The 12,327-nt window shown below is 69.1% G+C and carries 12 protein-coding genes; 4 read left to right on the top strand and 8 right to left on the bottom strand.

All coding sequences use genetic code 11. From position 1 onward, the window contains the following. Window position 1: 1 nt before the first annotated feature. The 6 genes from hemC to G7043_RS07705 all read right to left on the bottom strand — a co-directional run bounded on the left by hemC (window position 2) and on the right by G7043_RS07705 (window position 6,494). Window positions 2–937 carry a hydroxymethylbilane synthase gene (hemC, locus tag G7043_RS07680; RefSeq protein ID WP_166044764.1) on the bottom strand — a complete coding sequence of 312 codons (936 nt, stop codon included), beginning with the start codon at window positions 935–937 and terminating at the stop codon, window positions 2–4. Next, window positions 934–2,250 carry a glutamyl-tRNA reductase gene (locus G7043_RS07685; RefSeq protein WP_166044765.1) on the bottom strand — a complete coding sequence of 439 codons (1,317 nt, stop codon included), beginning with the start codon at window positions 2,248–2,250 and terminating at the stop codon, window positions 934–936. Before G7043_RS07685 ends, hemC begins: the two co-directional genes overlap by 4 nt. A gap of 37 nt (window positions 2,251–2,287) precedes the next feature. Then, entirely contained in the window at window positions 2,288–3,016 is a 729-nt protein-coding gene (locus G7043_RS07690; RefSeq protein ID WP_166044766.1) for a redox-sensing transcriptional repressor Rex, read from the bottom strand. Between the two features lie 206 nt (window positions 3,017–3,222). Then, a complete protein-coding gene (locus tag G7043_RS07695) occupies window positions 3,223–4,692 on the bottom strand; it encodes a molybdopterin-dependent oxidoreductase (protein WP_166044767.1) in 1,470 nt (489 codons plus the stop codon). A gap of 84 nt (window positions 4,693–4,776) precedes the next feature. Continuing rightward, window positions 4,777–5,016 (bottom strand): glutaredoxin family protein, encoded by a 240-nt coding sequence (locus tag G7043_RS07700; protein ID WP_166044768.1) that lies wholly within the window; start codon window positions 5,014–5,016, stop codon window positions 4,777–4,779. Between the two features lie 2 nt (window positions 5,017–5,018). After that, on the bottom strand, window positions 5,019–6,494 hold the full coding sequence (locus tag G7043_RS07705; RefSeq protein ID WP_166044769.1) for an AMP-binding protein: 1,476 nt from the start codon (window positions 6,492–6,494) through the stop codon (window positions 5,019–5,021). A gap of 209 nt (window positions 6,495–6,703) precedes the next feature. On the opposite strand from G7043_RS07705, the gene G7043_RS07710 reads away from it, so the two are divergent. The 3 genes from G7043_RS07710 to G7043_RS07720 are packed head-to-tail and all read left to right on the top strand — an operon-like array spanning window position 6,704 to window position 9,351. Further along, window positions 6,704–7,279 (top strand): sigma-70 family RNA polymerase sigma factor, encoded by a 576-nt coding sequence (locus G7043_RS07710; RefSeq protein WP_242642060.1) that lies wholly within the window; start codon window positions 6,704–6,706, stop codon window positions 7,277–7,279. Window positions 7,280–7,333: 54 nt separating this feature from the next. Then, window positions 7,334–8,413, top strand: coding sequence for a DUF5667 domain-containing protein (locus G7043_RS07715; protein ID WP_166044771.1), 1,080 nt, complete (start codon window positions 7,334–7,336; stop codon window positions 8,411–8,413). Window positions 8,414–8,454: 41 nt separating this feature from the next. Then, complete coding sequence (locus G7043_RS07720; RefSeq protein WP_166044772.1) at window positions 8,455–9,351, top strand: HAD family hydrolase; 897 nt, start codon at window positions 8,455–8,457, stop codon at window positions 9,349–9,351. 26 nt (window positions 9,352–9,377) lie between these two features. Here G7043_RS07720 and G7043_RS07725 read toward each other — a convergent pair whose 3' ends face one another. Continuing rightward, window positions 9,378–10,175, bottom strand: a complete 798-nt coding sequence (locus G7043_RS07725) for an ArsR/SmtB family transcription factor (protein ID WP_313887739.1) — start codon at window positions 10,173–10,175, stop codon at window positions 9,378–9,380. Here G7043_RS07725 and G7043_RS07730 point away from each other — a divergent pair. Continuing rightward, entirely contained in the window at window positions 10,112–11,386 is a 1,275-nt protein-coding gene (locus G7043_RS07730; RefSeq protein WP_166044774.1) for an isocitrate lyase/PEP mutase family protein, read from the top strand. The genes G7043_RS07725 and G7043_RS07730 overlap by 64 nt on opposite strands. Here G7043_RS07730 and G7043_RS07735 read toward each other — a convergent pair. Further along, window positions 11,355–12,314 (bottom strand): lysophospholipid acyltransferase family protein, encoded by a 960-nt coding sequence (locus tag G7043_RS07735; RefSeq protein ID WP_166044775.1) that lies wholly within the window; start codon window positions 12,312–12,314, stop codon window positions 11,355–11,357. The genes G7043_RS07730 and G7043_RS07735 overlap by 32 nt on opposite strands. Window positions 12,315–12,327 lie beyond the last annotated feature (13 nt).

Below are 12,327 nucleotides of genomic sequence, written 5' to 3' on the forward strand. Positions count from 1 at the left end.
ATTACGCCTCTGGGCCGCTGAGAACCGCGGCCCCGAGGTCGAGCAACTCGGCGGCCAGCGCCCGGCCGAGTCCCTCAGCTTCGGTCAAGTCACCGGTGGCGGACGCCCGGAGGAGATCGTTCTCCGGCGTCGCTGCGACCCCGCGCAGGGAAAGCCGATACACGACCTTCCCGTCGTCATCGAGGTCTTCCACCACATCGGCCAGCGCGCCGACCGGCGCGCTGCAGCCCGCCTCGAGCGCGGCCAGCATGGCGCGCTCAGCGGTCACAGCGGCCCGGCTGGCCGAATCGTCCAAAGTGGACTGGATCAGGTGCTCGGCGTCGACGTCGTCGACCCGGCACTCGACTGCCAACGCACCCTGCGCGGGTGCGGGAAGCATCTGGATGGGCTCCAGCGTCTCGGTGATCTCGTCAGCGCGACCGAGGCGCGCGATGCCGGCGCGAGCCAGCACCACGGCGTCGAGCTCGCCACTGCGAACCTTGCCGATGCGGGTGTCCACGTTGCCGCGCAACGGAACGATGTTCAGCCCGAGGCCCAACGCCTCCAGCTGAGCGGCCCGGCGCGGGGACCCGGTGCCCACAGTGGACCCCGGGAGCAGCTCGCCGAGCGTGAGTCCGTCGCGCGCCACGAGAGCGTCGCGCGGGTCTTCACGCTGAGGCACTGCCGCGAGCACCAGACGGGGGTCCGGCGCGGTCGGGAGGTCCTTGTAGGAGTGGACGGCGACGTCGATCTCGTTGTTCGCGAGCGCGTCGCGAAGAGCCGACGTGAACACGCCGATGCCGATCTGCGCGATGGGGGCGTCGGAGAGGTCACCCGGCGTCTTGATGACGACGATCTCGACCTGTGCTCCGGCAGCCTTCAGCGCCTCGGCCACGGTCCCCGTCTGCGCGAGCGCCAGTGCGCTGCCTCGGGTACCGATCCGTAGGGTGCGGGTCACCGCGTTTCACCATCCACTGAAGCTTGCTTGGTCTGACTGACGGCCCCAGGAGCCTGGGGGTCGAGCCCGAACAGTTCGCGGAGAGCCTCCGCGTAGCCGGTACCACCAGGTGCGGAGGCGAGCTCCTTCACCCGGACGGTCGGCGTGTGCAGGAGCTTGTCTACAACGCGGCGCACCGTCTTGGCCAATTCACCGCGTGTCGCGGCGTCCAGTTCGGGAAGTCGCGAATCGAGACGGAGGAGCTCGGCGTCGACCACCTCGGCCGCCCGCTTGCGCAGGGCCGTGACGGTCGGCGTGACCTCGGCGGAGCGCTGGCCCGCGAGGTAGGCCTTGACCTCGTCGGCGACCAGCTGGGCCGCCAGGCGGGCGTCCTGCCCGGCGGGCGCGTCCGAGAGCCGCCGCTGCAGCGTTTCCAGGTCCACCACACGAACGTTCGGCAGTTCGGCCGCGGCCGGGTCGACGTCCTTGGGCAGGCCCAGATCGCACACGACGAGCGGGCGCGAACGCTTGCTGATCATGTCCGCGCGGACCACCGTGTCGACCGACCCGGTGCACGCGAAGACGATGTCCGCGAGATCGATTTCGACGGCCAGCGCGGTGAGGTCGACGGCCGTCGCAGGGACGCCCTCGGCCTGCAGCGACGTGGCGAGACGCACACCGTTGGCCTGCGTCCGGTTCGCGATGACGACCTCGCCGATGCCGGCGCGGCGCAGGTGCGCGGCGGCCAGGCCGCCCATGGCGCCCGCGCCGACGAGCAGCGCGCGCTTGCCCACGAGGGTGCCCAGCTCGGCCTCGGCGTCGCCGAGAGCCTCGGACACGACCGACGCGCCCGCGTGGTCGATGCCGGTCTCGGCGTGCACGCGCTTGCCGACGCGCAGCGCGTTCTGAACCAGCTCGTGGACGGTCTTGCCGACGGTGCCCGCCGCGTCCGCCGCCGCGTACGCACCGCGCAGCTGGCCGAGGATCTGGGACTCGCCGACGACCATCGAGTCGAGGCCGGCCGCGACGGAGAACAGGTGTTCCACGGCGGCGGCGGCGTAATGCACGTAAAAGTTCTCGTACAGCGACTGCGGATCGACCTGGGCGTGCTGCGCGAGCACGTCGACGACCTCGGACATGCCGCCGTGGAACGACTCGACGACGGCGTAGACCTCGACCCGGTTGCAGGTCGACACGACCATCGCCTCGGAGACGCTGGGGGCGGCGAGCAGCTGACCGAGCACCTTGGGCAGGTCCGGCTCGGCCACGGTGACGCGTTCCAGGACCGGGACTGGGGCGGTGCGGTGCGACAGACCGACTACGAGCACACTCATGCACTCACCACGTCTGCCGGAGCCGTCTGGCTCACGCTCACGGGCGAATCACCATCCCGTCCACACCGAGTCCGTTGTTGCCGACCGAGACGCCCGCAGCCTCGTCCGCACGTCGAGCGACGTGGAACGACAGGATCTGCATCTCGACCGCCAAGTCAACCTTGCGCACCTCGACGTTGTCTGGAACCTGAAGGACAACTGGTGCAAAGTTCAGAATGCACTGGACGCCCGCAGATACCAAACGGTCGCAAACCGACTGGGCCGCGGGCGGCGGTGTCGCGATGACCCCGATCGAGACCTCGCGTTCCACGCAGACCGCGGTGATGTCGTCGATGTGACTGACGGGAATGCCCCCAACAGGGATTCCGACGAGATCGGCGTCCACGTCGAACAACGCGGTGACCGGGAAACCACGGCCGGGGAACCCGCCGTAGTTGGCCAGAGCGTGACCAAGGTTACCGATGCCGACGACGGCCACCGAGTGGTTGCGGGTGAGGCCCAGGATGCGCTCGATGTGGCTGACGAGGACCTCGACGTCGTACCCGACGCCCCTCGTGCCGTACGAGCCGATGTAGCTCAGGTCCTTGCGGAGCTTGGCCGCGTTGACGCCGGCGGCCTGGCTGAGCTCCTCGCTCGACACCGCGTTGACGCCCTGGTCGGCCATGCCGGACAGCACGCGGAGGTACACGGCGAGCCTGGCCACCGCCGCCTCGGGAATCGCACGAGCGCGCTCCCTGTCGGCAGGCTCTGCAGGGGTGGTGTTCATCTCACCTTCGCCCCGCTGTGATGCCACGCTCTCCGACCTCCGGGTGTGCTTCACCGCAGGGACCCGCGGCGTTGGTGATACCCACACCGTACCGCTTGTGAACGCATGCACAAAGTCGGCGCTCGGGCGTCACAGCGCTGGTCACAGGGCGTGACCAGCACCGAAGCGCCGTTCACCGTGAGGTTGTCACCGGATCCCGCGACGCCCTACTCGACCGAGAACGAAATCGAGTGCCACCCGGTCGCCCCGTCCGGAACGGGATCCAGCCGCGCCTGGTCCTGGGTGTAGCCGCTCTTGTCCGTGGCCCGGCATTCGACCGAGTGGTTCCCCGGCTTGAGATCCAGCTCGATCCGCCACATCCGCCAGGTGCTGTCGCTGACGTCCGCCCCGAGCTCGGCCTCCTGCCAGGCGCCACCGTCCGCGCGGACCTCCACCTTGGCCACCCCCTTGGGCTGGGCCCAGGCCGTCCCCGCGACCACCGTCTTGCCCTGCACCCTGGCGAACCCCTTGGGCCGGTCGATCCGCGACATCGTCTTGATCGGCGCCCTGGCGGCCCACCCGCGCGGGATCCAGTACCCCTGTTCCTTCGCGAACGTGGTCACGTTCAGATCCGTCACCCATTTGGTGGCCGACACGTATCCGTACAACCCGGGCACCACGAGCCGGGCGGGGAACCCGTGCTCGGCGGGCAGCGGCTCGCCGTTCATCCCGATGGCGATCATTCCGCGTTCGAGCACGTAGTCGAGCGGGCTGCCGGCCGTGAAACCGTCGTCGCTCGTGCTGAACAGCTGGTCGGCGCCGGCCTTGACGCCCGCCTCCCGCAGCATGTCACCGATCTTGACCCCGACGAACTTCCCGGTGGAGATGTACGGCCCGCCCACCTCGTTCGAGACGCAGGTCAGCGTCACCGTCTCCTCGACCAGGTCCCGCTGCCGGATCTCCTCGAAGGTCAGCACCATCGGCCGTTCGACCATCCCGTGCACCCGCAGCGCCCACTCCTCGGCCCGGATCCGAGGCACGCTGAGCGCCGTGTCGATCCGGTAGAAGTCCTTGCCGCTGGTGATGAAGCTGGGCGTCCCGTCCTTGACGAAGTCGGCGCCGATCGGGATCTCCGGCGCCTTCGTCCTGGGCGTGAGGTCACCGACGGCCCTGCGCGACCCCTCGACGTCCGTCCGGCTGCCGAACAGCTGACCGGCGACACCCGCCGCAACCGCGAGCCCGGCCGTGACGAGGAAGTCGCGCCTGGTCTCGCTCGGCTCGGCCTCCTTGTGCAGGAACCGGAACACGTACAGCCCCGCGGCGAGGCTGGCCAACGGCGCCAGCACGGCGAGCTGACCGACGTCCGGCCTGGTCAGCACGGCCGCGACGCCCACGATCCCCAGCACCACCGCCACCACGGACCCCGGCGTGGCGCTCCGGCGGCTGGCGAGGCCCGCCGCGACGCCGAGGCCGGCCAGCACCAGCGCCATGCCGGTGAGCAGCACGAGCTTGTCGTAGGTGCCGAAGGTCGTGACCGCGAAGTCCTTCAGCCACGACGGGGTGAGGTCGATCGCGGCGTTGCCCACCGCGAGGTAGGGCGAGGCGCTGGGCCCCACGAAGGCGGCCACCAGGTGCCCGGCCGCCAGCGCGGCGATGATCGCGAGCAGTCCGGTGAACGCGGCCTTGAGGGGCTTCATGCCTCTAATTCGACACCGTGAAGGCCCTGGTTTGCTCAGGTCGTAAGACGGCGGTAACCACCTACGGTCGACAACCAGAGCCGGCTACCCCGCGAGAGCCGCCCGCAGGCGGTCCTCCTCCACCTTCCAGTACCCGTGCTCGGCCCCGTCGACCAGGAACACCGGCACCCGGTCGCCGTACTCGGCCCGCAGCTCCGGGTCGGCGTCCACGTCCTCGACGGACCAGGTCGCGCCCATCTCGCCGCAGATCCGCTCGATCTCGGCCTCCGCGACGTGGCACGAGTGGCACGACTCGCGGCTCATCACGGTCACGTGGTGCGCCATCGTCAGGCTCCCAACGGCTTGCGCAGGACGGCACGGGCCAGTTTGCCGGTCGGCGAGTGCGGCAGGGCCGGCGCGAACTCCACCGCCGTCGGCACCTTGAACTTCGCCAACCGCGCCGCGCAGTGCGTCACGACGTCCTCGGAGGTCAGCTCCTGGCCGTCCTGGAGCACCACGACGACCTTCACCGCCTCACCGGTCTTCTCCGACGGCACCCCGACCGCCGCGGCTTCGAGCACGCCCGGCATCTCGCCGATGACCTGCTCCACCTCGTGCGGGTAGACGTTGAACCCGTTGACGATGATCAGGTCGCCCGCGCGGTCCACGAGGTGCAGGTCGCCGTCGGCGTCGATGAAGCCGACGTCCCCGGTCCGGAACCACCCGGACGAGTCCGGCCCGTACGCGCCGTCCGGCCAGTAGCCGCTGAAGAGGTTGTCGCCCTTCGCGGACACCAGCCCCGTGCCCGGCTCGTCCTCGTCGATGTCGAGCACCGAACCGTCCGTGTCCACCAGGCGGATCTCCACGCCCGGCAGCGCCTGCCCCACCGATCCCGGCTTCGGCACGCCTCCGACCAGCGTGGACGTCAGCACCGGCCCGGTCTCGGTCAGGCCGTAGCCCTCGTAGATCGGGATCCCGATCGCCCCGCGCATCTCCGCGATGACCGCCGCGGGCAACGGAGCCGCGCCGGAGGTGAAGAGCCGGACCGTCGCCAGCTTCTCCCGCAGCAGTTCGACGGGGTGGGCCAGCAGCGCCCGGTACATGGGCGGCACGCCGACCATCGTCGTCACCCGGTGCTCCTCGATGACGTCCAGGGCGTGGCCAGGCTCGAAGCGCTCCAGCAGCACCGCCGTGGCCCCGGCCCCCGCGACCTGCAGCAACCCGGGCCCGAGCCCGTAGACGTGGAACAACGGCAGCGCGAGCAGCACCCGGTCGCCCGCGGTGACCGGCGCGGGCCGCAGCGAGGCGCACTGCGCGACGTTCGCGAGCAGCGCCCGGTGGGACAGCATCGCCCCGCGCGGCACGCCGGACGTCCCGGAGGTGTACCCGAGCACCGCGAGGTCCTCGCCGCCGCGCACGGCCTCGAAGGGCTCCGCGGTGGCCTTGACGTCGGGAAGTTCGAGAACGGTGGCGTCCGATCCCTCCCCGTCGCCCACCAGGAGGGTGGCGCCGGAGTCCGCCAGGATCCGCTGGAGCTCACGCGGCGGGTTGCCGGGCCCGGTGGGCACGACGACGCCGCCCGCGCGCAGGATCCCGAACACCGAGACCACGAACTCGGGCCCGGTGGGCAGCCGTACCGCCACTCGGTCGCCCGGTTCCAGTCCGGAATCGGCCAAACGGCGGGCGAAAGCATCGATCGCACCGTCGATGGTTTCCCAGGTGAGGCTCACACCGCTCGCGACGTCGACCAAGGCGACGTGGCTGGGCCCCCTCTGTGCCGAGGCACGGACCAGATCTGCGACATTGCGAGCGGAAGTCAACATGGCCTCCTCATGAACAACTGAACGCTTCGAGCAGTCTTCCACGCGTGACGAGCGTCATGAAGCCGTGGTTCGTGCGTCTCCACTTCGCAACCGTCAACTACCTACTACGGAGTAACCACACGTATGCTGCCGCCACGGCGACTCTGTGGAGGTGCCGCCAGCCGATGACCGCACGGGCGCGACCGAACACGATCAGGACCACCCGAACCATGGCGGGAGGTCAGCACGACAACGCGGGCGACGAGCCGTGGCAGCTCGTCAAGGCCGCCCAAGAGGGTGACACCGACGCGTTTGGCGTGCTTTACGACAAGTACGTCGACATGGTGTTCCGCTATGTCCTCTTCCGGGTGGGCGGCGATCGCGCGTTCGCCGAGGACGTGACGAGCGAGACGTTCCTGCGCGCGCTGCGGAGCATCGGTTCGGTCAGCTACCAGGGCCGCGACGTGGGGGCGTGGTTCGTCACGATCGCACGAAACATCGTGTTCGACCACGTGAAGTCCAGCCGGTACCGGCTCGAGGTCACGACCGCCGAACTCCAGGACAACCGCGAGGAGACGAGCGGCCCCGAGCAGGAGGTCATGACCGAGGCGACCAACGCGGAGCTGCTCCGGTGCGTTTCACAACTAGGTGACGACCAGCAGGAATGCATCCGGCTGAGGTTCATCGAGGGCAAGTCGGTGTCCGAGGTCGCGGAGCTCATGGACCGCAACGAGGGCGCCGTGAAGGCGTTGCAACACCGGGCCGTCCGACGGCTCGCGCAGATCCTCCCGTCGTGGTTGCGGTGATCGCGATCGCAGAGGCGTAACCCAAAGCAGATCAACTTCGTTACTCGGGCTGAGATGGACGGTAAGGGAAGCACACCGCGTTGGCGGCACACAGAGCACGAGCGCTTCGCCCGTGCGGTGGAAGGCGGTCCGCAGCCGGTCGGCCGCGACAACGACCTGGCCGACGACCTGGCGATCGTCGAGCTGCTCCGGACCATGGACGTGGGCCCGGACGCCGAAACCCGCGCGCGCATGAAGCAGCGCATCCTCACCTCGCCGCCACCGGAGAAACCGCTGGTCCTCCCGTCGGTAAGACGCGTGGGAGCGCGCGCTCGCTTGGCAGTGGCGGCCGCAGCCGTGCTCTGCCTGCTGCTGTCACTGGGCGGAATGAGTGTCCTGCTCAGCCGTGACGCGCTCCCGGGAGACCCGCTCTACGGCATCAAGCGCACGACCGAAAGCGCCTCACTGGGCCTGACCTTCGGCGACGAGTCCCGCGCCCTCAAGCACCTGGAGTTCGCCGCCACCAGGGTCACCGAGATGGAGACCCTGGCAGAACGCGCAGCCGAACCCGCAGCCCAACTCACCGCGCTGGCCGACCTGAACACCGACGCCGTAGAAGGCGCCCGCCAGCTCACGACCTACGCCACCTCGTCCGACGAGAGCGCCCTACCCGCCCTCCGAGACTGGGCACTGGCCCAATACGTGAAACTCGGCACCCTGCGCCCCCGCCTCCCAGGCGACGCGGGCGCCCACGCCGACACCACCATGTGGCTGCTCGCGAGCATCGCCCAACGAGCCCACGACCTGGCCGCCCGAGCCAACTGCAGCACCGTGATCAGCGGAAACTCCGACACCCTTGGCCCACTCCCGGCCAAGGACGAGTGCGCCTCGGCCACCACCGACCCGAACGCCTCCTCGGGCCGCAACCCGTCCTCCGTTGCGCCCACCCAGCCCGGCCAACCAGACCCGTCAGGCCAGGCACCGGCCTCCACCCAACCCTCGCAGTCGCTGCTCCCCGGCACCTCCACCCCACCAGCCTCCCAGCCGGGCGCCACGACCCCACCCACCTCGGGCAAGCCGGAAATCACCATCCCCCTCCCCCTCCCGCTGCCCAGCATCTCGCTCCCGCTACTGCCAGGCATCAGCTTCGGCTGAGTCGGGCTCTAACCGCGCAACCTGATCGCTAGGCTTGTCACATGGCAGGCAACCGTGAGGTGGAGAGCGACCGGCTGGCCCAGCTAGCCGGCGAGGCATCGGCTGAGGCGGCGATCAGGGCTGCCGCAGCAGCGCCCGAACTCGAAGCCTCACTGGCGGTCCCGACCGACCTGACCGCGGCAGCGTTCTTCGACGTCGACAACACGATGATGATGGGCGCCTCGATCTTCCACTTCGCCCGAGGCCTGGCCGCGCGCAAGTACTTCTCCTCCCACGACCTGGCAGGCTTCGTCTGGCAACAGCTGAAGTTCCGCGTAGGCGGCCGCGAAGACCCGGAATCCGTCAAAGCCAGCCGCGAACAGGCCCTCTCGTTCGTGGCAGGCCGCAGCGTCGCCGAACTGGTCTCCCTGGGCGAGGAGATCTACGACGAACTGATGGCCGACCGCATCTGGAAGGGCACCCAAGCCCTGGCCCAGATGCACCTGGACGCGGGCCAACGAGTCTGGCTGGTCACCGCCACCCCCGTAGAGCTGGCCCAAATCATCGCCCGCCGCCTGGGCCTGACCGGCGCCCTCGGCACAGTCTCCGAATCGGAAGACGGCATCTACACGGGCCGCCTGGTGGGCGACCTCCTGCACGGCAAGGCCAAAGCCCAGGCAGTCCGCTCCCTGGCCGCCAAAGAGGGCCTGGACCTGCGCCGCTGCACGGCCTACTCGGACTCGTCGAACGACGTCCCGATGCTTTCAGTGGTCGGCACCGCAGTAGCCGTGAACCCGGACTCACAACTGCGCGAAATCTCCCGCCGCAAGAACTGGGAGATCCGCGACTTCAGAACGGGCCGCAAAGCGGCAAAAATCGGCGTCCCGTCAGTCCTGGGCGCAGGTGCCCTGGCAGGAGCAGTAGCAGCCACCCTCGCATACCGACGCCGCGTGAAGTAAAGGCGACGACGAAGGCGGGGGACGACCTACGCAACCGGCGCGTCACCCAAAATCCCCAACTGCCGCCAGCCCTCCTCACCCACCGACGTGAGCGCGACCGCCCGGCTACTCCCGATCCGCTTGACCCATCCCCGCTCAAAGAACACCGAACACAGGTGAGTCCCGGCAGCCCCAGCAAGATGCGGCACCCGCTCAGTCCAGTCCAAACAGGCCCGACTGACCACCCGCTTGGACGCCTCGAACCCGAGCTCCTTCAGCCACACCATCCCCGGCTCGGTCACGACGAGCTCAGCCGAGACCACCCCCAGCTCAACCAGCCCAACCCGCAACGAAACTCCAAGCCTCCCTGCCAGGTGGTCGTAACAGGTCCGCCCCCGAACCAGTGCCTCCGAAGCAGCAGCCGCCCGCAACCCACGCGGCGCCGGCCCAGGCCCGGCAAAAGAAGTCATCGTCTCCAACAACTCCGCCACATGCGGCCCAGCGAGCGCCACATACCGGTGCCGCCCCTGCCGATGCTCAACCAACAACCCACCCTCGACCAGGCGGGTGAGGTGCTCGCTAGCAGTAGAAGGCGCAACCCCAGCATGCGCGGCCAACTCACGAGCAGTCCAAGCACGCCCATCCAGCAAAGCCGAGCAAATCGCCGCCCGCGTCCGATCCGCAAGCAGCCCGGCAACCGCAGCAAGTCCCTCCACAACACCCATTCTGAGCCCGCAACACTTCGGCCCACACCGAACAGTCCCCGCCCTACCGTCACCCCATGACCGAAGAGCTGCTGAGCCTTCCCGTCCCGTCCGTGTCCATCGCCGATCACGGCGTGGCATGGCTGCGATCTCACGTGGTCCGCTTCAGCAGCGGCCCCGACCACACCCGCAGGCGCGCGCTCACCATCAAGCTCCTCGAGAACATCACCGCCACCACCCTCGACGAACTGGCGGCTGCGCTGAACCTGCCAGGCTCGCTGGACGACATCGCCAAGATCGCCGCCTGCTACCAGCCACACCTGCCGACCACGGCAGAGGCAGACGCGGCCGTAGAACGGCTGGCACGAGACCACGACGAGCAGACGGCCGCACGGATCGGGTTGCTCGTGCAGGCCTGGGCTGCCACGAACGCGCTCGCCGAGCGGCTCGGCACCGGCAACCCGGCGCCGCCGGTTCCGGTCACTCGGAGGGTCGCTGCACATGGTGTGATCGAGGTCAGCCTGGAAACCCACCCCTTCGGCCACGGCCGACACGCCTGCCCGGGCCGGCAGCTCGGTATCCAGATCGCCAAGAACATGGCGTTCCAAGCCATGCACCACCAGAACGAGCCGCTGATCCTCCCCAATGCCTGGGACTACGCATCGGCAGCCGCGCTACACGCGGCAGGGTTCCTGGCGATCGGCACGACAAGCCTCGGCGTGGCGGCCGCGCACGGCATTCCGGACGGGGCCGGGCTGGCAGGAGAACAAGCCACGGCACTGGCCAAAATGCTCGCCGACCTACCCTGTCCGGTCACCGTCGACCTGGAGTCCGGCTTCGGCAAGGCACCGGCCGAGGTCGCGGACCTGGTCAAAACCCTGGGCGCAGCCGGCATCAACCTGGAAGACGGCAGGCCAAACGGCCTGTCCACCCCCGAACAACAAGCAACCCTGATCACAACCGTCAAACAGCACGCCCCAGGCGTGTTCCTCAACGCCCGCGTGGACACCCACTGGCAGGGCACAGCCATCGAAGAAACCCGAGACCGCGCCAAGCGCTACGTGGACGCCGGCGCAGACGGCATCTTCGTCCCAGGCCTCACCGACCCGCACGACATCGAACAACTAGCGGGCCTGGCCCCGCTGAACGTCCTGGCCCAGCAGCGCACACCAAAGGAACTGGGCAACCTGGGCGTCAAGAGGATCAGCACCGGCTCACTGCTGTTCCGGGCCGCGCTCCACCACACCGTCGCGACCGCGAGGGCCGTCCGCGACGGAGGAACCGCGGCAGCGTTCAGCTACGCCGAAACCCAGGCCCTGATCAGCCCAGGAACACGTTCCGACGCTGAGTGAGCAGCCGGTACAGCGTCTGCTGGATCGTCTCCCGGATCTGGTCGGTGAGGTTGAAGACGAGCATCGGGTCGTCGGCCGGGTTTTCGCCGAACACGTCGGTGCGGATCGGCTCGCCGAACTCGATGTACCACTTCGACGGCAGCGGGATGGCGCCCAACGGTCCCAGCAGCGGGAAGAACGGCGTCACCGGGAAGTACGGGAAGCCGAACAGCCGCGCCAGCGCCTTGATGTCGCCGATCATCGGGTAGATCTCCTCGGCCCCGACGATCGAGCACGGGATGATCGGCACGCCGGTCTTCAACGCCGCCGACACGAAGCCGCCGCGGCCGAAGCGCTGCAGCTTGTAGCGGTCCTTGAACGGCTTGCCGATGCCCTTGAAGCCCTCCGGCCACACGCCGACGAGCTCACCGGACGACAGCAGCCGCTCGGCGTCCGGGTTGCACGCGAGGGTCTGGCCGGACTTGCGGGCGAGCGCGCCCAGCAACGGCGTGCGGAACACCAGGTCCGCGCCGAGCATGCGCATGTGGCGCTGCGCCGGGTGCTCGGACGCGATGCCGTAGGAGGTCATCAGCGCGTCGAGCGGCAACGTGCCGGAGTGGTTCGCCACGATCAGCGCGCCACCGGCCGTCGGGATGTTGGACAGCCCGATGGTCTCGACCCGGAACCACTTCTCGTACAACGGCTTCAGCGGCGGCATCAGCACGTTCTCGGTCAGGTCGCGGTCGAACCCGAACTCGTCGATCTGGTAGTCGCCCGCGATCCGCCTGCGCGCGAACGACAGCAGGTCGGCCAGCCTGCGTTCCCAGTCCGGTGTCTCGGACTGCTGCTGCGCGGGTTCGGGGACCACCTCGACATGGCGTGATCTGCGCGCGGCGTCGCGCTCCGGGTCGTGCAGCGGGATAACGCGTGCTCCTGCCACTGCGTTCATCTCCTCAAGGCAA

Source organism: Lentzea alba (assembly GCF_011067745.1).
In the GTDB taxonomy this organism is placed as follows: Bacteria; Actinomycetota; Actinomycetes; order Mycobacteriales; family Pseudonocardiaceae; genus Lentzea; species Lentzea alba.

What these genes read in the sequence shown, in the direction of transcription:
- G7043_RS07685 (WP_166044765.1), bottom strand. Translation starts at nt 2,250, where the DNA reads ATGAGTGTGCTCGTAGTCGGTCTGTCGCACCGCACCGCCCCAGTCCCG.
- G7043_RS07690 (WP_166044766.1), bottom strand. Translation starts at nt 3,016, where the DNA reads ATGAACACCACCCCTGCAGAGCCTGCCGACAGGGAGCGCGCTCGTGCG.
- G7043_RS07695 (WP_166044767.1), bottom strand. Translation starts at nt 4,692, where the DNA reads ATGAAGCCCCTCAAGGCCGCGTTCACCGGACTGCTCGCGATCATCGCC.
- G7043_RS07700 (WP_166044768.1), bottom strand. Translation starts at nt 5,016, where the DNA reads ATGGCGCACCACGTGACCGTGATGAGCCGCGAGTCGTGCCACTCGTGC.
- G7043_RS07705 (WP_166044769.1), bottom strand. Translation starts at nt 6,494, where the DNA reads ATGTTGACTTCCGCTCGCAATGTCGCAGATCTGGTCCGTGCCTCGGCA.
- G7043_RS07710 (WP_242642060.1), top strand. Translation starts at nt 6,704, where the DNA reads ATGGCGGGAGGTCAGCACGACAACGCGGGCGACGAGCCGTGGCAGCTC.
- G7043_RS07715 (WP_166044771.1), top strand. Translation starts at nt 7,334, where the DNA reads ATGGACGGTAAGGGAAGCACACCGCGTTGGCGGCACACAGAGCACGAG.
- G7043_RS07720 (WP_166044772.1), top strand. Translation starts at nt 8,455, where the DNA reads ATGGCAGGCAACCGTGAGGTGGAGAGCGACCGGCTGGCCCAGCTAGCC.
- G7043_RS07730 (WP_166044774.1), top strand. Translation starts at nt 10,112, where the DNA reads ATGACCGAAGAGCTGCTGAGCCTTCCCGTCCCGTCCGTGTCCATCGCC.
- G7043_RS07725 (WP_313887739.1), bottom strand. Translation starts at nt 10,175, where the DNA reads ATGCCACGCCGTGATCGGCGATGGACACGGACGGGACGGGAAGGCTCA.
- G7043_RS07735 (WP_166044775.1), bottom strand. Translation starts at nt 12,314, where the DNA reads ATGAACGCAGTGGCAGGAGCACGCGTTATCCCGCTGCACGACCCGGAG.